General features: G+C 45.2%; 18 protein-coding genes. 14 read left to right on the top strand and 4 right to left on the bottom strand.

The features are described from left to right. Positions 1-5 precede the first annotated feature (5 nt). The 4 genes from AB0763_RS14965 to AB0763_RS14950 all read left to right on the top strand — a co-directional run bounded on the left by AB0763_RS14965 (position 6) and on the right by AB0763_RS14950 (position 4,797). Complete coding sequence (locus tag AB0763_RS14965) at positions 6-1,493, top strand: lipopolysaccharide assembly protein LapB (RefSeq protein WP_306099242.1); 1,488 nt, start codon at positions 6-8, stop codon at positions 1,491-1,493. Further along, positions 1,493-3,070 (top strand): GGDEF domain-containing protein, encoded by a 1,578-nt coding sequence (locus AB0763_RS14960; RefSeq protein WP_306099241.1) that lies wholly within the window; start codon positions 1,493-1,495, stop codon positions 3,068-3,070. The genes AB0763_RS14965 and AB0763_RS14960 overlap by 1 nt, the downstream gene beginning before the upstream one ends. Beyond that, positions 3,067-3,549, top strand: a complete 483-nt coding sequence (locus AB0763_RS14955; RefSeq protein ID WP_306099240.1) for a peptide-methionine (S)-S-oxide reductase — start codon at positions 3,067-3,069, stop codon at positions 3,547-3,549. Before AB0763_RS14960 ends, AB0763_RS14955 begins: the two co-directional genes overlap by 4 nt. Positions 3,550-4,074: 525 nt before the next feature. Next, positions 4,075-4,797 carry a PilZ domain-containing protein gene (locus AB0763_RS14950; RefSeq protein WP_306099239.1) on the top strand — a complete coding sequence of 241 codons (723 nt, stop codon included), beginning with the start codon at positions 4,075-4,077 and terminating at the stop codon, positions 4,795-4,797. Between the two features lie 58 nt (positions 4,798-4,855). On the opposite strand, the gene AB0763_RS14945 is transcribed toward AB0763_RS14950, so the two are convergent. Both AB0763_RS14945 and AB0763_RS14940 read right to left on the bottom strand, forming a co-directional pair. Then, positions 4,856-7,219 carry a Lon protease family protein gene (locus AB0763_RS14945; protein WP_306099238.1) on the bottom strand — a complete coding sequence of 788 codons (2,364 nt, stop codon included), beginning with the start codon at positions 7,217-7,219 and terminating at the stop codon, positions 4,856-4,858. Between the two features lie 149 nt (positions 7,220-7,368). Continuing rightward, positions 7,369-8,217: a mechanosensitive ion channel family protein gene (locus AB0763_RS14940; RefSeq protein ID WP_306099376.1), complete on the bottom strand. Its 849-nt coding sequence runs from the start codon at positions 8,215-8,217 to the stop codon at positions 7,369-7,371. 273 nt (positions 8,218-8,490) lie between these two features. On the opposite strand from AB0763_RS14940, the gene AB0763_RS14935 reads away from it, so the two are divergent. The 10 genes from AB0763_RS14935 (at position 8,491) to modB (ending at position 18,180) form a co-directional block, all read left to right on the top strand. Next, positions 8,491-9,156, top strand: coding sequence for an HAD family phosphatase (locus AB0763_RS14935; RefSeq protein ID WP_306099237.1), 666 nt, complete (start codon positions 8,491-8,493; stop codon positions 9,154-9,156). A 424-nt stretch (positions 9,157-9,580) separates the two neighbouring features. Next, positions 9,581-10,552: a ubiquinol oxidase subunit II gene (gene cyoA, locus AB0763_RS14930; protein ID WP_306099236.1), complete on the top strand. Its 972-nt coding sequence runs from the start codon at positions 9,581-9,583 to the stop codon at positions 10,550-10,552. 8 nt (positions 10,553-10,560) lie between these two features. Next, entirely contained in the window at positions 10,561-12,582 is a 2,022-nt protein-coding gene (gene cyoB / locus AB0763_RS14925; RefSeq protein WP_306099235.1) for a cytochrome o ubiquinol oxidase subunit I, read from the top strand. Then, positions 12,572-13,171, top strand: a complete 600-nt coding sequence (gene cyoC / locus AB0763_RS14920) for a cytochrome o ubiquinol oxidase subunit III (RefSeq protein WP_306099234.1) — start codon at positions 12,572-12,574, stop codon at positions 13,169-13,171. The genes cyoB and cyoC overlap by 11 nt, the downstream gene beginning before the upstream one ends. Continuing rightward, positions 13,171-13,485 (top strand): cytochrome o ubiquinol oxidase subunit IV, encoded by a 315-nt coding sequence (gene cyoD, locus AB0763_RS14915; RefSeq protein ID WP_306099233.1) that lies wholly within the window; start codon positions 13,171-13,173, stop codon positions 13,483-13,485. Before cyoC ends, cyoD begins: the two co-directional genes overlap by 1 nt. Before the next feature lie 7 nt (positions 13,486-13,492). Then, positions 13,493-14,356, top strand: a complete 864-nt coding sequence (gene cyoE / locus AB0763_RS14910; RefSeq protein WP_306099232.1) for a heme o synthase — start codon at positions 13,493-13,495, stop codon at positions 14,354-14,356. Positions 14,357-14,586: 230 nt separating this feature from the next. Further along, complete coding sequence (locus AB0763_RS14905; RefSeq protein ID WP_306099375.1) at positions 14,587-15,099, top strand: mechanosensitive ion channel domain-containing protein; 513 nt, start codon at positions 14,587-14,589, stop codon at positions 15,097-15,099. Positions 15,100-15,165: 66 nt separating this feature from the next. Continuing rightward, positions 15,166-16,626, top strand: coding sequence for a deoxyribodipyrimidine photo-lyase (locus AB0763_RS14900; RefSeq protein WP_306099231.1), 1,461 nt, complete (start codon positions 15,166-15,168; stop codon positions 16,624-16,626). 89 nt (positions 16,627-16,715) lie between these two features. Further along, positions 16,716-17,516: a molybdate ABC transporter substrate-binding protein gene (gene modA, locus AB0763_RS14895; protein WP_306099230.1), complete on the top strand. Its 801-nt coding sequence runs from the start codon at positions 16,716-16,718 to the stop codon at positions 17,514-17,516. Then, positions 17,506-18,180: a molybdate ABC transporter permease subunit gene (modB, locus tag AB0763_RS14890; RefSeq protein WP_306099229.1), complete on the top strand. Its 675-nt coding sequence runs from the start codon at positions 17,506-17,508 to the stop codon at positions 18,178-18,180. Before modA ends, modB begins: the two co-directional genes overlap by 11 nt. A 19-nt stretch (positions 18,181-18,199) precedes the next feature. Here modB and AB0763_RS14885 read toward each other — a convergent pair whose 3' ends face one another. Together AB0763_RS14885 and AB0763_RS14880 are read right to left on the bottom strand one after the other, a co-directional pair. Next, entirely contained in the window at positions 18,200-20,086 is a 1,887-nt protein-coding gene (locus AB0763_RS14885) for a TRAP transporter fused permease subunit (RefSeq protein ID WP_306099228.1), read from the bottom strand. A 125-nt stretch (positions 20,087-20,211) separates the two neighbouring features. Then, positions 20,212-21,141, bottom strand: a complete 930-nt coding sequence (locus AB0763_RS14880) for a TAXI family TRAP transporter solute-binding subunit (protein WP_306099227.1) — start codon at positions 21,139-21,141, stop codon at positions 20,212-20,214. Positions 21,142-21,257 lie beyond the last annotated feature (116 nt).

Below are 21,257 nucleotides of genomic sequence, written 5' to 3'. Positions count from 1 at the left end.
TTACGTTGAATAAAAATCAAGAGCAACTCGAGAGTGAATTGGTACACTTAAAAGAGCAAGTTGAAGACTTTCCCGAAAAAACCTTGTTCATCGCTGAGCAATGCCAAATTCAAGCGCAAAAAATGTTATTTCCGCAAGGCGAAATTCAAGCATTGCTCATTCGTTCACATTGTTGTTGGTTTTTAAAAGAGTTTCGACAAGGTTACAAACTGGCGCGCGATGCTTACCGGCTGCTCATGACCCTTGAGACTGACGAGTGGTTGCCTCAGATATTGTACTTGCAAGGTCAGCATCACTGGGGACAAAAAAAGTTTTATTCTGCTCAGCAAGCATGGATTCAAAGCCTTGAGCAAGCAACATTGAGCAATGATCATCACATTTTGGTTGACAGCCTCATTGGTATTGCCAATATCTGGCGTGAAACAGAGCGTTTATCCCTTGCCACCAGCACGCATCAACTCGCTGCCGATATTGCCAATCAAGTGCGACTGCCGTTCAGAGAGTTAGATGCACAGCTGTTGGTCGCCAGGGATTACTACCTTGATAACCGCTATGTCGATATGTTGTCTACCCTTGATTCAGCTAGGGATTTACTCAAACACCACACGAATGATATCGCTTTAGCGAAAATCTGGGATTTTCGCGCTCTAGCACTGCTTGGCTTGGAGCGTTATCAAGACGCTGAAGCCGCGACTCATAAAGTCCATCAGCTCGCGGTTTCCCATGACATGACCTGGATGAAAGCCCATACCTATGTTAGGCAGGCGAGGCTCGCTTTGCTCAAACAGGAAACCGAGCAAGCGGCCCTGTACCTCGACAAAGCCCAAATTGCCGCCACCAATAGCGAAGACAAAGAAATCATCAGTCAGATTTATTTTCAAAAATCACAATTAGCAGAGCAACAAGGTAAATTTGATGTGGCGCTCGAAGCGTTTATCGAATACAAAAAGCACTCGCTTGTACAGCTTAAAGAACACACACAAAAAATCAGCTTTGACAACGCCCAAGATTCTCGGGCTCAACTAGAGAAACGATCGCGCAAAATTATCAACCGAATTCGCGGCCAATTCGAATACGATAGTCATAACCCCCTCACGCACTTGGTGTCTGAGACGTTTTGGTGGGAACAATTGGTGCTCTTTAAATCTGAGCTCAGCCATAGCCCCTATGCCATTGTATTGTTACACCATCAAAATAGTGTGTATCTAGATACCTGTACAGAAATCATTCATAGCTTGGCCACGGAGCACGATTATATCTCTCGGCTGAGTTCGGAGTATTTGGCTTTGTTGGTCACCGAAAATCACTGTGATTCTGAACGGGTTTATAACGCGATTTGCACCACACTTGACGCCTACCCTTGGGAAAGAAAATCCCTTGATAGCAACGATAAAGTGATGATTTCTTTACACGACATTTTGACTTTTCCCTTTACGCTCGATCAGCTTGAACAACACCAGCCAACCGCACTAAAATCGACAGGCCAACAATAATGGAAAATTTGCTTAACAAAGTCTCTGAAGCGGGTCTAGACCCCTCCGCCCAGTCTGGTGAAAACGCCATTATTTTCTGGAATCACATTCGCAAGCACATTGCGACAACGCCGATAGAAAGAGCCAACTGCTATATCATTAGCTCTGATTATCGATATTTACTGCAACAGCCACAACTCAGTATCGAAGAACTGCACTATGCATTGCAATTATTGAGCTTACCAGACGATGCCGAAACCATTTTGTTGGTGAAGATCAAACTCAGTGAGCGATTAATCGAAAGTGGTCAGTTCCAAGCGGCACTCGATGAGTTCGTCGATATTTCCAATATTTCTGTCAGTCACGGGTTTATTGATTCTTACGCGCACGCTTTGTTAGGTATGGGGGATCTTTGTCGCAGCTATGGCGACTATAAGCGAGCACTTAAATTTTATCAGCTGTTTGAAGCCATCGATCACGCTGTGAGCAGCCGTGCACTGCGACTGACATTTAAATTGGCTTTTCTCGACTGCTTTTTGCAACTTGGCCGCCTCAACGCCGCAGAAAATTTACAACAAGAGTGCGAAGACTTAGCGATACTGGTCAGTGACAAACGGTTATCCGGGTTGGTTTCTGTCTATTTTGCGCGCCTGAGTAGAACGAGAAACAAACCACTTGAGGCGCTAAAAGCCCTGGCAAAACTTCAACAAAGTCATGGAACTATCGATGCCTTTCTCGCCTGTCAAATACGAATGGAATTGTGCCAATGCCTGATGGCAATCAATCGTTCTGAATTGGCTTACAGCTTGCTATCCACTGGGAAAAGTCGTTTATTGTCAGTGAGCTCTCCTTCGGTAAAACATCACTATTATCAAACATTTTGTGATGTATGCACCAGCCTTAGGCGCTATCAAGAAGCCCTTAGCCATCAAAAGAAAAGTTTTCAATTGGAAACTGACCTGCTACGCAGTATCCCAATCATGGAGTTGGGAAGCAGTCAACTACGCCGTTTAAGTCGCTTTGAGCTCCAACTTAAATTGATATTATCAGAAATCGAAAATAAAGAGCTCAAAGAAACAACCGAGCAACACAAAAACAAAGTTGAAAAACTGACCCAGGATGTGCACACCGATCCTCTCACTCATCTCTTTAATCGCCGTTGGATGGAAATTAAGCTCAAAGATCTCTTGTTGCATCAAACGCCGTTCACCCTCTTAGTCATTGATATCGATCACTTTAAATCGATCAACGACGAGTTAGGCCATTTGGTGGGTGATAAAGCCATCGTCACCGTGGCAGAGCAACTCACCAAATACTTTAAATTTAGAGGGGCCTCTTGTGTGCGCTTTGGCGGTGAAGAGTTCTTAATACTGTTAGAGAAAAACACCCCCATACAAGCCAATATGCACGCGGAAAGACTAAGAGAAAACATTGAGTTATTTCCGTGGCAAACGATTTTAGGAGAGCGGGGCTTGACAGTCTCTATCGGTTTGACAGACCATCGCGATAATGAAAATACACAGCGAACATTTTATCGTGCCGATAAAGCGTTATATCGCGCGAAGGCCAATGGTCGCAATCAGGTTTGTAGTGAATGAAACACGTAATTTATTTTGCCGGCGGGTGTTTATGGAGTGTGCAAGAGTTTCTCAAACACATTCCCGGTGTCATCACCACCCAAGCGGGCAGGGCGAATGGCAATAGCGATCAACTCGTCGGAGAATACGACGGTTACGCCGAATGTGTCAAAACACAATTTGACGATCAACAAGTGAGTGTCGAACAACTGATGCACTTTTTTTTCGAGCTTATCGACCCTTATAGTATTAATAAGCAAGGTTGGGATGTTGGCCGAAAGTACCGTACTGGGGTATACAGTCAAAACGAACGACATTTAATCGCCGCGAGAGCCTTTATTGCCAAGCGTGATGACGCCGACAAAATCCAGGTTGAAGTGCTACCTTTGGTGCGTTTTATCGCCAGTGCTGACGAGCATCAAGACCGGCTTTCTCGTCACCCGGAAGATCACGTGCTCTGCCCTATTCCTTGGTCTCTACTGCACAAATACAAATCCTAAACGCTGTGATTATCGAGGCGATAAGTATAAACCCCACGTCAATTATCGCTCGTTAACAATATAGGGTTAACCACGCCATTTCCCCGTTGACGGTGAGGATGTATTTCTGGGCGACGACTTCCCTATCTAACGAAGATGGTATATAAAAAAGATAGGGTTCGCCGTAATCGATAACGAAAAACCAAGCGGACTTTTCAATAGAATAAAGCCCAATCTCATTGAGTACGCGGTCAACAAAATGCCGAGAAAAAACCGATAATTAGACCAACGTTTTTTAACACAATACGATTGAGTAAAACGGCTCAATATCATACCGATTTAACGGAATAACGGGTCACTCTAACGGGTTAATAAACTCAAAACATCGCTGAGAAAAACGCGGATAGACGAAAGACTAGAATTCTTATATTAATAAGAAAAGAGGTTGCCTTGACCTAGAGCTTTTTTCCTGTGCTGTCATTGACCACAAACTTCATCGGATTGGTATAAAACACATTTATAACGTCAACAGGCTTAACACAATTCATGACTCAATCAACACTTCAAAATACCTCTTTTCCCGATTCACCCACGTCCCCTTCGACGTCGACAATCAATAGTACAGACGCCTTAGCCATGCTTGATCACAGCTCAACCGTGGAGCTTGAGATTTGTCCACCCATTGGCGACAGTTGTCAGGTTCAAAGCCGCTTTTTAGGCTGCTATGATCATCAATACATTCTCATAGAGGAGCCTAGGCTGTCTTTCTCTGATAAACACTTGTATTTACAAGAAGGGTTTCGTATCAAAGTGCGAGCGATTTCGCCACAAGGCGAAGGGGCTGTGATCACCTTCCAATCCAAAATTGAGCTGACGATTAAGCACCCACTCAAATTACTGGCCTTGGCCTTACCCAGTGATATGCAAGTCTCCCAATTGAGGCAAGAGACGCGTGTGGCAGTCAAACTGCTGGGTCGAATTCGCTCGGGAGATTATAAAACCGAATGTGAAGTGCGCGATCTGTCTAAGGGAGGATGTCGCCTGTTAACGGCCCCGATGAGTCGCAACTTCACCGTGGGTGATCACCTGCAAGTCGATATCTTGCAAAGCGCTCCAAATGGTAAAACGCTCGTCACTTTAAGTGGGCAGGTCTGTAATACCCAACGTTCGATACATTACGCCAAAATAGGCATCGCCTTTGATGAGTTTGGCCAAGTGATGATGAAACGGTTAACCGATAAACTCAACCTCAGTACCACGAGGTCTTAGTATAAAAAAACCACCGTGATGTTACGGTGGTTTTTTTGCCTCAATTTATCGAATGGCCTTAACGGCGCAAAGCATTTAATCGCGACTGCGCGATACCCAAAATAGTTTCGGTTGGGTATACCCCTTCGCTATTCATTTCTCCTGCCTCTTTACCCATAAACATACTCAACGCCTCGTTGACATGATCGATAGCCCAAATGTGGAACTCCCCTTTTTCTACCGCTTGAACCACATCTTGTCGCAGCATTAAGTTGTGTTGGTTTGACTTTGGAATAATGACCCCTTGCTGAGCATGACGGCCTTTTATTTTGCACACATCAAAGAAACCTTCGATTTTTTCATTGACGCCACCGATCGGCTGGGCTTCACCAAATTGGTTCATTGAACCGGTGATCGCAATGTCTTGACGATTGGGCAATTTGGCAAACGCCGACACCACGGCGCAATACTCCGCCATACTGGCACTATCACCATCGACGCCACCATAAGATTGTTCAAAGGTTATCGTTGTCGATAGCGGCACTTTCGCGGTTTTACCAAACACAGAAGAAAGGTAAGCCGTTAAAATCATCACCCCCTTAGAGTGAATACTGCCGCCGAGATCAACGCTGCGTTCAATATCGATCACTTCACCGTGCCCATAAGACGTGGCGGCGGTAATCCGGTTTGGCGCACCAAACATATGATCGGTCGTTTGCAACACCGAAAGTGCATTGACTTGACCAATGGCTTCACCTTGGGTTCGGATCAGGGTCGTTCCCTTAGTAAAGGTTTCCATCACATTTTGCTGTAAGCGATTCGCTCTTAACTCTTGATTGTCCAATGCCTCTTGAACGTGCCCCATGCGGATCATGTTGGAGTTAGCCTGACGAGCGACATAATTGGCTTCGCGCAGTAAATTGGCGATCGTTGCCGAAAACAGTGAAATTTTATCTTGATCGCCTGCCAAGCGCGAACTGTATTCAATGATACGGGCAATGGCTTTTTTATCGCAATGCAGCAGTCCATTGTCGTGAACAATACTGGAAATAAAGCGAGCGTACTGCCATTCAGACTCACTGTTACGTGGCATTTCATCTTCAAAATCGGCGGTCACACGGAACAATTCACCAAACTCAGCATCGTAGTGTTGCAGCAACTGATAAGTGCGATAATCGCCAAAGAGAATAATTTTCACATCCAATGGGATCGGTTCTGGGTCAAGAGAGACCGAACCACTTAATGACACTTCTTTCTCCAATGACGTAAAACTCAATTGACGTGAGCGCAAGGCGCGCTTTAAGCCATCCCAGACATAAGGCTGCTCAAGCACTTTTTGTGCATCCATGAGCAACACACCACCGTTGGCTTTGTGTAGGCTGCCTCTGCGGATCAGTGAAAAGTCTGTAAACACTGTGCCTTTAAACGTGGCGGTTTCGATATAGCCAAATAAGCTGTGATAATTAGGCGACTCTTCAACAACAACAGGCATTTCATTGTTTTGATGACTGACTAAGACATTGACTTTATAGCGGCGTGGCAAATTGTTATCGAGCGCGGCCGTAGCAATTTCACCTTGCTCATTACTCTCTTCAATAAATACCGCCACATTGTCGATAATGTCCTTGCGCAGCTCGTTAATGTACTGCTTGAGTTCGCTGTAAGTGCGATACTTCTCTTTGAGCGATTTGATGACATGGTCAATGACGCCTTTGGTCACTTCATCGTTGAGCTTTTTAATTTTATCGCTGTAGCTTTGTTCCATTTCGGTAAGATCGCGCGCCATACCGCGCAACTTTACTTCGAGCTCGCCAATGGTTTGGTCAAAATAATCTTGCTCTTCCGGACTGAGCGCATCAAAGCTCTCTTCGGTGTGCTGTTCATTATCAGATGTAAGTGCGACAAACTGATAATCACCTTGGGGCGTGATCGTTAGGCTGATACCACTTTCTTTGGCTTCTTGAGTGATTTTCTCTAATTCGCTCTGTTGCTTTTGCGCTAACTGATTTTTGAGTTTATCGGCTCGGCCGTAGTAAAGCTCATTATCAAAAGCAAGCGGGATGGCATTGACCAATTTTTTGATCATCGCTTCCATGTCGACTTTAAACTCTGCCGCCACACCTCGAGGTAACTTGAGTACCTTAGGAACGCGAATATCGGTAAAGTTAGCCACGTAACACCAGTCAAACAAGGCATTTTCGTCGTGTTGATGGCGCTGTAAATAACGCAACACCATGGTGCGTTTACCCAGGCCATTTTCACCAATGGCAAAAATGTTATAGCCTTTTTCTTTAATAGACATGGCAAACTCAACCGCTTTTTTAGCTCGGTCTTGGCCTACAATATCATCGATTGGTTGCAACTCTTTGGTGGACTTACACGATAGTTGTTCAAGCTTCGCCACTGAATACAGTTGATTTGCGGATAATCTTTCCATTCCCATCAGCAACTCCTTGCGATGATTCTTTTTATAGTAAGAGCATTGTAAGCGGTTTTATATGACTTTTTAGTGACTTACACCTCACCCTACACCGTGTGAACACTTCTTGTACAAAGAAGTGCCAAAATTGTTTGAAATGCGAGCACATTGGGTTAATTTTTTTGCTCTGATGGGTATTTTCGGTGGTAAATCTCCATAAAATCGGCCCGTATTTGCTGCTCTAAAAGCGTTGCTTGTTCGGTTGGGCAAAAAATCATAATTTTGACTAACTGTTCACCGGTTAAGGTACTTTGAATATGAACATGTGGCTCAGAGCTCGGCAGGTCAACACCAGCGTGCTTTTCAATCATACTGTTGTAGCGTTTGGCAATTTCGTGAAAAGCGTGACAGTGTTCATGTATGCTCGCCATGATATTCGGAACCACTAAATACAAATTGACGAACTCCGTCACGGTAATCGTAAAATTGTGAAACACATAACGCTTCATAAAATTTAAGTTTTTTACTGGGTGGGTGAAGAATAAACTATTTGGTAACGTGGCGGTTTTGCCATTAAAGTGGTACTGGCCGTGATGTAAATCAATCTCTTGAATCACGGTGGCCATCAAATTGTGTTCGATCACTTCACCGCACAAATTGCCCACTTCAATCCAATCACCCACTCGAAAAGAACGTGAACTGGCTCGCTGGATCGAACCGGTAAAACACAAAATGATTTCTTTTGACGCCACAACGATCGCCACGGCAATGGCGGTCACAGACAGCGCAAACTCACTGATTTCAGATTTCCACAACACAAATAAACTCAACACCAATAGAGCAAAAATGCCATTTTTGGTCCACGACATCCAACTGCGCTGCTTTTCATTGATAAAAGCCCCTTGCCCCCGAATCCAAGCCAAAAGCACTTTTCTTGTCATCAGTAGAAAAAGTACGAGCACGCCAGTAAACAACGCCTTTTGTTGTGCAAAAAACTCGATTATTTGCCCCAAACCTTCCATCCACATATTCTACAACCTGTTGTTATTTGTGGTTTCGACACTCGCAGATCTCAAAAGATCCGTCACCTGTAAACGCAACTCAAACGCGTGTCGCTGATCCTAATATTAAGTACACTGAGTGAAGTCAACCGCTTTGCTCAAGGTCATACCAAGAGCAACACGCCACCAGCTGCCATGACTCATTGTGCTATGGTAAATGGTTTTCTTCACGGCATCACTATGAAACAATCACATTTTGCAAATAATAAAACGCTGGTTAATTAGGGAGTTTCAATGAGTGTTAAAGCGGTAATATTTGATATGGATGGACTACTTCTCGATACCGAGACATTGTGTCTGAGAGTGTTTGAACAAGCTTGTGACAAAGTCGGGGTCCCTTTTTTAGAATCGCTTTACCTCAGTATTATCGGTTGTAATGCAAAAACCATCCGCACTAAGCTCATCGAGGGTTATGGAAAGGATTTAGATTATGAACGGCTGCACCAAACGTGGCGACAAGATTACTATCGCATTATTAGCACCACGCCGATCGATAAAAAACAAGGAGTGTTGCCGTTGCTCACTTGGTTAAAATCGCAAAAGATCCCCACTGCCGTGGCCACCAGTTCAGAGCGCAGCGTCGCCGAGCAAAAACTCAAACTGGCCAACCTCGACCAATATTTTGACCATATCACCACGGGTTGTGAAGTCAGCTGTGGCAAACCCGACCCCGAAATCTATCAACTGGCAGCCTCGCGACTTAACGTACCATCTAAGCAATGTATTGCACTAGAAGATTCCAACAATGGCGTTAAAGCGGCCCTTGCCGCACAGATGCTGACTTACCAAATTCCCGACCTTGTCACGCCAGAAGAGTTCAAATCCAGTAAATACAAAATTCATGCCAATTTAAATCTGGTTTTGTCCGATTTTAAAAAAATGCATTCAGTCAAAAAATGAATTTGTAAATAAATATATCAATTCAGAGTAATGACTCGTAATCACTTCGATTAACACCTCCTAAAAAATGGACATGCAATTACTTAAATTCATGTTTTAATTACATTTAATTTAAAATGTCCATTTTTTCACAAAATCATACAAGATCAACAAAAATTTAATATATTAAAAATCCCCAAAAAAAACCCAACAAAAATGAAAACTTATATTTCATTTTCATTACGTGATGTTACTTGGGTTTATCAGGATAATGCGCGAAATGTAACAATTTGTTATTGATCTGAAATAAGTTAGTTTCATTTTTTGTCTCCTTTTCTTATTTCTTATCACTTAAGCCTTGTTACAGATTCACAAACATTATTCTTATTACTACCAACCCGCAAAGTGAAGCGATGCTTTACTTTGCAAAACATCGAGAAAGTCAATGGAAGCCTCAAGATATAAAAACATTTTGTCGCGGACTGGATTATGTGGTGCGGTTTTATTCCTGCTCTCAGGGTGTAAATTCGTGCTACTCGATCCAAAAGGCTCGGTCGGAGTACAAGAAAAAGAGCTCATCATCACGGCTCTTCTTCTGATGTTAATTGTTGTTATCCCAGTGATTTTAATGACAATTTACTTCTCCTATAAATATCGAGCGTCCAACACCGACGAAGAGTACAAACCTGAATGGTCTCACTCGACAAAAATTGAAATTGTCGTGTGGACTGTGCCATTAATCATCATTGCCATTTTGGGCACCATTACTTGGCACAGTACCCATGAGCTCGAGCCCTCGGTTCCTCTCAAGCACGAAGGGAAGCCGATGACCATTGAAGTCGTATCACTCGATTGGAAGTGGTTGTTCATCTATCCCGAGCAACACATTGCAACCGTCAACTACGTTGCCTTCCCCGAAGATGTACCGGTTAAGTTCAAGATCACGTCTGACAACATCATGAACTCATTCTTTATTCCTCAGCTGGGAAGCCAAATCTATGCCATGCCAGCCATGGTTACGCGCTTAAACTTGATCGCCGATCACCCTGGTGAGTTCGACGGAATTTCATCTAACTTTAGTGGTGATGGTTTTTCCCACATGAAATTTAAAGCGCGTGCTTTTGAGACAGAACAAGGCTTTAACGCTTGGGTTGATGAAGTAAAAGCGTCACCAAACTCTTTAAACTCGTTTGCTGATTACCGCCAATTGGCCAAGCCAAGTATCGACGTTCCGGTCACTTATTACTCTGCGGTTATGCCTGATCTCTTTAACTCTGTCGTCACACAATTCCCCGGTGGTATGCAACATTCAGGTGGTGTCGGCATGGGTACGAGCAAAGCAACAGGTCATCAGCACCATAGTATGACTATGGATGTTAAAGAGAGTCATGAACACATGACTGAAGATAAAGGATAATTGAGATTATGCTTGGAAGATTATCATTAGAATCGATTCCATATCATGAGCCTATTATCATGATAACCCTCGCAGTCATTGCTATTGTGGGTTTAGCGGTTGTCGCTTGGGTGACACGCCTTGGTAAGTGGCAATATCTATGGAATGAGTGGTTTACGTCGATTGACCACAAAAAACTGGGCTTTATGTATATTGCCCTTGCGCTGGTTATGCTACTGCGTGGTTTTGCTGACGCCGTCATGATGCGTAGCCAACAACTGCTTTCCTCTGCCGGTGAAGCGGGGTATTTACCGCCGCACCACTACGATCAGATTTTTTCTGCTCACGGTGTGATTATGATCTTTTTCGTCGCCATGCCATTGGTAATTGGTTTGATGAACTTGGTTGTTCCCTTGCAGATTGGCGCCCGTGACGTTGCCTTCCCCTACCTCAACAACTTGAGCTTTTGGTTGTTTGTCGTTGGTGTAATTTTAACCAACATGTCGTTGGGCTTAGGCGAATACGCACGAACGGGTTGGCTTGCTTACCCACCGTTATCGGGCATTGATGCCAGTCCAGGCGTCGGGGTCGACTATTGGGATTGGGCTTTACAGATTTCAGGGGTTGGTACCACGCTAACTGGGGTCAACTTCTTTGTGACCATTTTGCGTATGCGTGCACCGTCAATGCCAATGATGAAAATGCCTGTTTTCACATGGGCTTCATTGTGCGCTAACATCTTGATCATTATCTCTTTCCCAATTTTAACGGTCACACTCGCCCTACTCGCACTCGACCGTTACTTGGGCATGCACTTCTTCACCAATGATTTAGGTGGCAACATGATGATGTATGTCAACCTCATCTGGGCCTGGGGTCACCCAGAAGTGTACATTCTCGTCTTGCCTGTTTTTGGTGTGTTCTCCGAAGTGACCGCCACCTTCTCGCGTAAAAAACTGTTTGGTTACACCTCATTAGTTTGGGCAACACTGGTCATTACCATTTTGGCTTTTGTCGTTTGGTTACACCACTTCTTTACCATGGGTGGCGGTGCCGACGTCAATGCCTTCTTTGGTATTGCAACCATGATTATCTCGATTCCAACTGGGGTTAAGATTTTCAACTGGTTATTTACCATGTACAAAGGCCGTATTGAGTTTAAAACGCCAATGTTGTGGACGGTAGGCTTTTTGATTGTCTTTACCATTGGCGGTATGACAGGTGTCCTCTTGGCCGTACCGGGTGCTGACTTTATTCTTCACAACAGTGTTTTCCTAATTGCTCACTTCCACAATGTGATTATCGGTGGTGTGGTCTTTGGTTGCTTTGCTGGTGTCACTTACTGGTTCCCGAAAGCGACAGGCTTTATGCTCAATGAAAAATGGGGCACCAGAGCCTTCTTCTGTTGGGTGATTGGCTTTATGTTCGCCTTCTTACCACTCTACGCACTGGGCTTTATGGGCATGACACGTCGTATCAGTCAAGACATTAACCCAGACTTTATGCCATTCCTTGCGGTAGCCGCATTTGGTACGGCTATCATTGCCGCGGGTGTTTTGTGCCAAATCATTCAAATTGTGGTCAGTATCCGCGATCGCGATCAGAATCGCGATTTAACCGGTGACCCATGGGATGCGCGTACCTTTGAATGGTCTACCTCTTCTCCCGCTCCGTTCTACAACTTTGCGAAGTTGCCAAAAGGCGATGAAATTGATGCATTCTGGTATCAAAAGCAAAGCGGTGAGTTCAATCCAATGCAAGAAGAAGAGTACGAACCAATCCACATGCCTAAAAATACCCCAACGGGTATCTATGTTTCGGCGTGGTCATTGGTGTTTGGCTTCGCGGCCATTTGGTACATTTGGTGGCTTGCCATCATCGGTTTTGTCGGCATCGTCGTCACCTGTATTCGTCATAGTTTTAATGAAGACGTTGACTACTATGTACAGGTTGATGAAATCAAAGAGATCGAAGCCAAACGACGCGAGCAATTAAAGCAAGCGGGTTTCCAAGCTAAACAAGGTGATAACGAGGTGAATCATGCACACTAATGACGCTTCACACGCTCATGATCATCATCATGAAATCGCTGAAAATAAACTGTTCGGCTTTTGGGTTTACTTGATGAGTGACTGCATCTTATTTGCCAGTCTCTTTGCGACTTTTGCCGTATTAGCCGATGCAACCGCTGGCGGCCCAAGCGGCAAAGATCTTTTCGAGTTGCCTTTTGTCTTTGCCGAAACCATGGCGCTACTGTTTAGTAGTATTACCTTTGGTTTTGGTATGATTGCGATGAAACGTCGCAATCTTGCCGCGATGAAACTCTGGCTCGCGGTCACATTCATACTCGGTGCCTGTTTTATTGGTATGGAACTTTATGAGTTTCATCACCTGATCGAACACGGTGCAACGCCACAAAGCAGCGCATTTCTATCCGCTTTCTTTACTCTGGTCGGCACGCACGGACTTCACGTCAGCTTCGGCCTGATTTGGTTAGTGGTATGTTACTTCCAATTGAGTAAGAAAGGCATAACCGACACGTTAGAAACGCGCTTTGGCTGCTTGAGCTTGTTCTGGCACTTCCTCGACATTGTTTGGATTTGTGTTTTCACTGTCGTTTATCTACTAGGAGTAATGTAATGAGTCAACAACACTCAGAAACAGGCATCCGTGATTACGTGATAGGTTTTGTCGCTTCATTGGTATTAACGGTAATCCCGTTTTACTTTGCCGCCACGCAAAGCTTACCGAAGGGAGTAACGGTCGCCATCTTGTTAGGTTGTGCCATTGTACAAGTGATTGTCCATTTTGCGTACTTCCTACACATGGAAACAAAATCAGAAACCGGACGCTGGAACATGACCTCGTTATTGTTTTCCGCTGTCGTTGTCCTGATCCTGGTTGGGGGTTCAATTTGGATCATGTGGAACCTCAACATCAACATGATGATGTAGAGGCAGTATGATCAAAAGCTACCTTACCATTACCAAACCAGGCATTATCATTGGTAATTTAATTTCTGTCGCGGCGGGGTTTTTCCTCGCTGCAAAGTCAGAATCGGCGAGTGGTTGGCTGTTGTTGATCACGATGGCAGGTGTTGCTTGTGTGATTGCTTCAGGGTGCGTGGTCAATAATATTTTTGACCGCGATATCGACAGCAAAATGTCACGGACTCAACACCGCCCAATGGTCAAAGGTGATATCAATATCGATATTGCCTTTATCTATTCGGTCGGATTACTGATTGTCGGCACAGGCTTGATATATCAATTCACCAATCCACTTTCGGCAGTGGTGGTGTTACTTGGTTATATATTTTACGTTTTCTTTTATACCATGTGGTACAAAAGAACGTCCGTCTACGGCACGTTGATTGGCAGTATTTCTGGGGCGATTCCGCCACTTGTTGGCTATTTAGCGGTGACCAATTACATTAGTTTAGAAGCGATTATTCTCTTCGCGCTATTTTGTATATGGCAAATGCCGCATTCTTACGCCATTGCGATGTTTCGAATGCAAGACTATCAACAAGCCAACGTCCCTGTATTGCCGATTGTGTGTGGTATTGAAAAAGCGCGCAAGCACATGCAAGCCTATGTGGTGCTGTTTTCTGTGCTCTCGCTCGCTTTATACGCTTTTGGTCATGCCGGTTTTGAGTTCCTTGCGGTTGCCGCTTTGCTCTGCTTTATGTGGCTGAAAGTAACATTTCGTCGTATCAAAGAGGGCAATTACATCGCTTGGTCAAAAACGGTATTTAAAATGTCACTGGTTATTGTGATGAGTTTTAGTACTGTTCTTGGTATTGAGTTACTCCCCTTAATTTAACCCAAAAAGCGAAAGCACCCGCTTTCGCTTTTTCTTTTCCCCTACGATGACCTGCCACAAGTTATTTTGACCGCTACGAGATTCCGTTGTAACGTATTCTTTGTCTCTTACCATTGTGTTACTGAGCGAGCCTCTACCCCAGTGTATAAAACAAAGGATTACTTGTGATTGAATTTGCGCAGCTTCATCAAACTCTTCTGCTGAATCACGCCACGGGATACCGCGTGATCATGGCCTGCTTTGTCGTTGCCTTGTTTTGGTTAGTCAAACGCATTTCCAATCGCACTTTACAACAACTGGCCACGTCCAAAGGGGTCACACCCGCGCGCTACAGTTTTATCAAACGCTGTGTCAATGTGGCTTTGCTGTTTATCGCTTTTGCTTTTTTTTCGATAAGCACCGGGATTGGCTTTGGCGATGTCTCCTTATTTTTGTCTTCTATTTTTGCCGTACTCGGCGTTGCTTTAGTTGCGCAGTGGTCGATTTTGAGCAACGTCACTGCCAGCTTTTTGATTTTTTTCTCTTTCCCCTACCGAATTGGTCACCATATTCGCGTTATCGATAAAGACGAAGATATCAGTGGTGAGATCATAGACATTAGTATGTTTCATGTGGTGATTCGCCATAAAAAAGGGCATGTCATCGTTTACCCTAATAACCTGATATTACAAAAGGGCGTCATCAAGATTGCCCCCCCAGTAAAATCTTCGGTCAGCCGACTGTATACACGCCGTTCGAAGTAATCAGCCGCTGATCTGCTCTGTTTCCAACAACGTACTAAGTGATACCATTTTCAATGTCATCAGCCCATGGTCAATGTTGTTTGGTTTAAACGAGATCTACGCCTTTCTGATCACGCTCCACTCGCCCAAGCCTTGAGTGGTACAAAACCGGTTTTACTCATTTATATTTTTGAGCCTGAACTGCTCAACGATGCCCATTACCACACCCGTCATTGGCGGTTTGTGTGGCAATCGATTCAAGATATCAACCAGCAACTGAATTTGCATGGTGGTCAATTGATACCACTTTTCGGCCATGCGGTTGATGTGTTTCGAGCCCTTCACCAATACTTTGCCATCGACACCATTTACTCTTACCAAGAAGTGGGGCTTAAACTCACGTATCAAAGGGATCGTTCATTGCAACAGTGGTGTAAAGAACATGAGGTGTCTTGGCAAGAAAGCCCCTACACCTTGGTTAAACGAGGCCGAAAGCATCGCACTCAATGGCAACAAGATTGGCAACGCTACATCCACGGGCAACTTGAAAATATTAACTGGCAGGCGCAAATGCCTCCGTGGGCCGAATGGGACAAAGCGCTAGAATCATTACGCATGATCGCGCCTCAATCATGGCAAGCTCGCCAAAGGGGCTTTCAGACCGGCGGGCAAAGCATGGCATTGAACACCCTCAACGATTTTCTCAATCGACGGATGCAAGGATATCGCCAGTCTATCTCTAAACCGGCTCTAGCCAGGCATCATTGCTCACGTCTGTCTCCTTATCTTGCTTGGGGTAATATCTCGCTTCGACAAGTGTATCAAGCTTTGAACCGGTCTTCGTCACCTTGGCCACAGGCGGCGCGCTCATTTGCTAAGCGTCTACATTGGCATAGCCATTTTATTCAAAAGTTTGAGTCTGAACACCGCATAGAAAGCGAATGTTTCAACCCCAATTATGAGCGCTACCCCTATCGTTCATCGCAAGAGTGCCATTCTGATCTGCTCGCTTGGCAACAAGGGCAAACCGGGGTGCCGTTAGTGGATGCCTGTATGCGATGTTTACATGCCACCGGCTATATTAACTTTAGAATGCGGGCCATGTTGGTCAGTTTTCTTTGCCATCACCTCAACATTGACTGGCGACTCGGGGCAAAACACCTCGCCTCAATGTTTACCGATTTTGAGCCCGGCATACACTATGCCCAAATTCAGATGCAAGCAGGCGTCACTGGTATACACACGATCCGAGTTTACAACCCATACAAACAAGCACATGAGCATGACCCTGAAGGTCATTTTATTGCCACTTGGGTACCTGAACTCGCCGAATTGCCCGTTGAGTTAAGGTGGCGCCCCTCAGATATTACGCCAATGGAAGCCAGTATGTTTGACTTTCAATTAGGACAAAACTACCCCTTTGCGATTATTGATGTAGAGCGACAAGCGGCTAAGGCAACAGAACGCTTATGGCAATGGAAGAAAAAGCGCTCCACGATAAAACACACAAAGGCTTTGTTGAAAACCCATGTGGTTAACTCGGACTAACCCCAGCTCTAACAATGGTTTATTTCTCTCCACTTGCTAATTGCAACCAGACTCGCTTTAATAAGCTTTTGCCTTATAGAACTTTTCTCATGATGAATACATTAACGCTCTTCTTTACCTTGCTGTTGTCATTGTTACTCATACCCAACAGCCAAGCCGATGAAAACCAATCAGCTGAAAACAAAGTCTACGTTTATGCCGCCTCTTCTTTAACAAATGCATTAACTGACATTGCTAATCAATATCAACGTCATTACCCCAATCAAGCGGTCATCCTGAACTTTGCATCGTCATCGACATTAGCGCGACAAATTGCGCAAGGGGCCCCCGCTGATATCTACCTGTCTGCCAACGAAAAATGGATGGACTTTCTAACCGAGAAGCAATTTATTACCCCCAATACAAAACGTGACTTACTGACAAACCAACTGGTCCTGATCGCCAATAATAAGGTCAACATCGATGCGATAAACAGCGCTTCCAACTGGCCACTGGTCTCCTTTTTAGGTCACCAAAGACTTGCAATTGGCGACCCAGATCACGTCCCTGCCGGCATGTATGCCAAGCAAGCTTTACAAGCTTTATCACTGTGGGACCAACTCGACCAATTGATTGCTCGAACCAGTAATGTGAGAACGGCCTTAGCGTTAGTCGAACGAGGAGAAACTCCCCTTGGCATTGTTTATGCCACCGACGCCGCTATTGCCCAAGGGATCCGTGTGGTACGCCCATTTCCTGAACAACTGCACAACCCCATTCGCTATCCCATCGGTTTGATTGGGCCACATCCCTCACCTGAAGCGAAACGTTTTTACCAATACCTCAGTGAGAACGAGGCCAAGCGCGTGTTTAAACACTATCAATTTGGGAACGCTGAACGTGATCAGTGACTATGAGTGGGCGGCCATCATTTTAAGCCTTAAAGTGGCCTGTATTGCGGTGCTGGTCAGTGCCCCTTTTGCCATTGTGTGTGCTTGGGTCCTGGCCAAGAAAGAGTTTAAGGCCAAAGCGCTTCTCGATTGTTTTATCCACTTGCCTTTGGTATTGCCCCCTGTGGTCATTGGGTATCTGTTGCTGGTGGTTATGGGTAGGCAAGGGATAATCGGTCAGTGGTTATACGAATGGTTTGGTCTCACTTTTAGCTTCAGTTGGCGAGGGGCTGCCCTTGCCGCCGCAGTGGTGTCTTTTCCGCTTATGGTGCGTTCAATCAGACAGTCACTTGAAGCCATTGATCATCGATTAGAACAAGCAGCGCGGACCATGGGGGCATCAAGTCTGGCAACCTTCTTTCGCGTTACCTTACCGCTTTCATTACCAGGGCTGTTATCAGGGGTGGTGTTAGCCTTTTCAAGAAGCTTGGGAGAGTTTGGCGCAACCATTACCTTCGCTGCCAATATACCCGGAGAAACACGAACCTTACCGCTCGCGATGTACACCTTTATCGAAACTCCTGGTGCCGAATACGAGGCGATGAGGTTATGTCTCTTTTCCATCCTCATCGCCCTACTTTCACTACTCGTCTCTCAATGGCTAAGTCAAAGGATACATCGTTAGCGACCGGTGCCGAAATGTCTTATGCCTGTGTCACCACAGGCTTTTTCGCATTGACAAACACAATCACACCAATCGCCAATATCGCGCCAATACGCAGCATGTCACTGCTAAACAACACCATTAAAGCCAGAGCGAGTAATAACAAACGCGCTGGTTTTGATAACGGATTGATTAGACGCGCTTCAATACCACCAGCAAAAGCAACAAAGAGTGCCGCAGTTGCCAACACCCCAACCAAGAAGTGGAAAAGACTGCCATCGAGGAAGATTAACCCTGAGAACGCCATCATAGCGGGGATCAAAAAGAAGCCCTGAGCCAACTTAAAAGCTTGCACAGCCGATTGCATCGGTTTGGCATTGGCAATGCCCGCCCCGGCAAACGCTGCCAAGGCAATTGGCGGCGTGACGTTTGACGTTTGAGATAACCAAAATACAATCATATGCGCAGCCAAAAGCCCAACGCCAAAATCCATCAACGCGGGCACGGCCATAATAGACAAGACAATGTAAGCGGCTGTCACCGGTAACCCCATTCCTAGGATCACCGCCGCAACCGCAATCAATGCCAGCACAGACCACAAATAACCACCTGACATGGCAATCAAAAACTGAGTAAACTGTAAACCAATCCCCGTTTGACCGACGACACCAACCACAATACCTGCCGTTGCACAGGCGACGGAAATCGGTAATGCTAAGATTGCCCCTTCTTTGAGCCCTTCAATCACTTTTTGCCATTGTATCCGACTGTGGGCACGCAACATCGAGGCAATTAAAATCGCCGCGCATCCGGTCACGCCAACCAGTTGAGGGGAATAGCTCATCATCAATAATGTGGTGATCAAAACCAAAGGCAGTAAAAAGTGCCAACCATTGACTAAGATGGCTCTGGCTTTTTCGGTGGTTTCCATGCCTTCTAAGCCGAGTTTACAGGCCATCAAATGAACATAAAGCAACGTACAAGCAAAATACAAAATTGCAGGGGCAATGGAGACTAATAAAATATCACTGTAAGGAATACCCGTAAATTGCGCCATGACAAAAGCGCCCGCTCCCATAACCGGTGGCATGATCTGCCCTCCCGTTGAGGCTGCCGCTTCAATCCCTGCCGCTTGTTCTGGCTTATACCCGAGCTTTTTCATCATAGGTATGGTTAATGCACCCGTGGTGACAGTATTGGCAATGGCACTGCCAGAAATCGATCCCAAAGCGGCCGATGCGATCACGCTCGCTTTCGCCGGCCCACCGCGATATTTACCCGCAATGGCAAACGCCATATCAATAAAAAACTGCCCCGCCCCTGTCACTTGTAAAAAGGCGCCAAACAGAACAAAGATAAACACCACCCCTGCGGCAATCGCCAAGGGCGCACCAAACACACCATTAGTTGAATAGATATGGAAGCGGATGATTTCTTCTAAGCTAAACCCTTTGCTCGCCACCTCTGCAGGCAAAGCATCACCAAATAGCGCATAAGCCAAAAATAATGCGGCGATAAACACCATCACAAAGCCCACGGTACGTCGCGTGGCTTCTAATAATAACAACATTAAACTCAGGCCGGCCAATTGCTCTATTTGGCCTAACCCGTCTAACAAGAAACTAATATCATCATAGTCAAACTGTGCGATTACCAAGCACGACCAACAAGTCAATGCCACCAGCCCAAGGTCGACACAGCGACCTAAAAAATACCAAACGGGCTGACGCTCTGCACTGACGGAAGGATAAACCAAGAAGACCAAAACAAGGGCCCAAGTCAGATGGATGGGTCGAAAAACTGGGGCGGAAAGAGAAGGGTCAATACTTTGCCACAGTTGAAAAAGAGAAAAAAGGGTGGCGATAACAGCAGAACAATAAAGTAAGCCATCGGACAACACTTTATTTTTACAGATTGATGAGGTCATTGCGTACTCCGTGCAATTAATGAGAAATCAAATCCTCGATATTTGTTCAACCTAACAAACTCAAATATCCAAACAAAAAAATGCCCACCTATCCGGTGGACATTTCTCTCAACTCAAAGATGGATCTACTGACCCATTTCTTGACGGTATTGCTCAGCACCCGGGTGAAGTTGAGCACCTGGCAATTTTGTCATGTTTTCCAAGGTGGTGAATTTAGTGACACCAATCACTTGACGGATCTTATCGATGTTATCGAACGCCGTTTTGGTCATTTGGTAAGCGAGGTCTTTGTCCATTTTATTGTTGACGACCAAGACATTCCAAACCGCTGGCGCATTGAACGCATTGACATTGTTGTAACTGCCTTGAGGAACATCCAATTCAATGTAAGCCGGATTCGCCTTAGTGATTTCAGCCAACTCTTGCTCAGAGAAGGAAAGAATACGGATATCGCGAGTCAGGGCTAACTCGGTAATCGCACCCACACCAAGACTGCCAACAATGGCCCCAGCATCGATTTGACCATTGGCAAGGGCACTGGTGGTCGCCGTGTAGTTCAATGACTGCGCTTTGACATCACTTTCTTCAATACCCAGTGTTTTTAAAATATTTAATGAGCTCACTCGCGTACCAGAACCCGGGGCGCCAAGCGAAACACGCTTGCCTTTGAGGTCTTGTACAGAGTGAATATCAGAATCGGCAGGAACAATAAATTGCACGACATTTGGGTAAAGGGCAAACAGTACAGACACATCTAATTGACGGGGAAACGGCTTCTCTCCGGCCATCGCTTGAAGCACAACGTTGCCTTGTGCAATACCGACCAATTGCTTGCCTGATGCCACTTTAATGGTATTTTCAACCGATGCCGCCGTCACCTCTGCACGCATGTTAAAATCGGGTAGGTTTTCACTCCAAACCTTAGATAAAATACCGCCTAGTGGGTAGTAAGTGCCACTTTGACTACCGGTACCTATGGTGTAATTTTCAGCGTGTGCGGCTGTAGAACACGCTAACGCTAGTGTTAATAGACTCGCCTTAATGACCGACTTCATAGTTACTCCTTTCCTTGAAGACATTGTTGTTATCGTTATTTTTTAAGGCTCACTAGTAACGCGTCTACCCCCAAAACGTCAATCACTCACTTGTGTAAATGAGATCGCGATAACTA

Origin of the sequence: Vibrio sp. HB236076, from assembly GCF_040957575.1 — a bacterium.
Classification (GTDB): domain Bacteria; phylum Pseudomonadota; class Gammaproteobacteria; order Enterobacterales; family Vibrionaceae; genus Vibrio.
The sequence above is the reverse complement of the archived record's forward strand: the minus strand, read 5'-3'. Positions and strand labels throughout refer to the sequence as shown.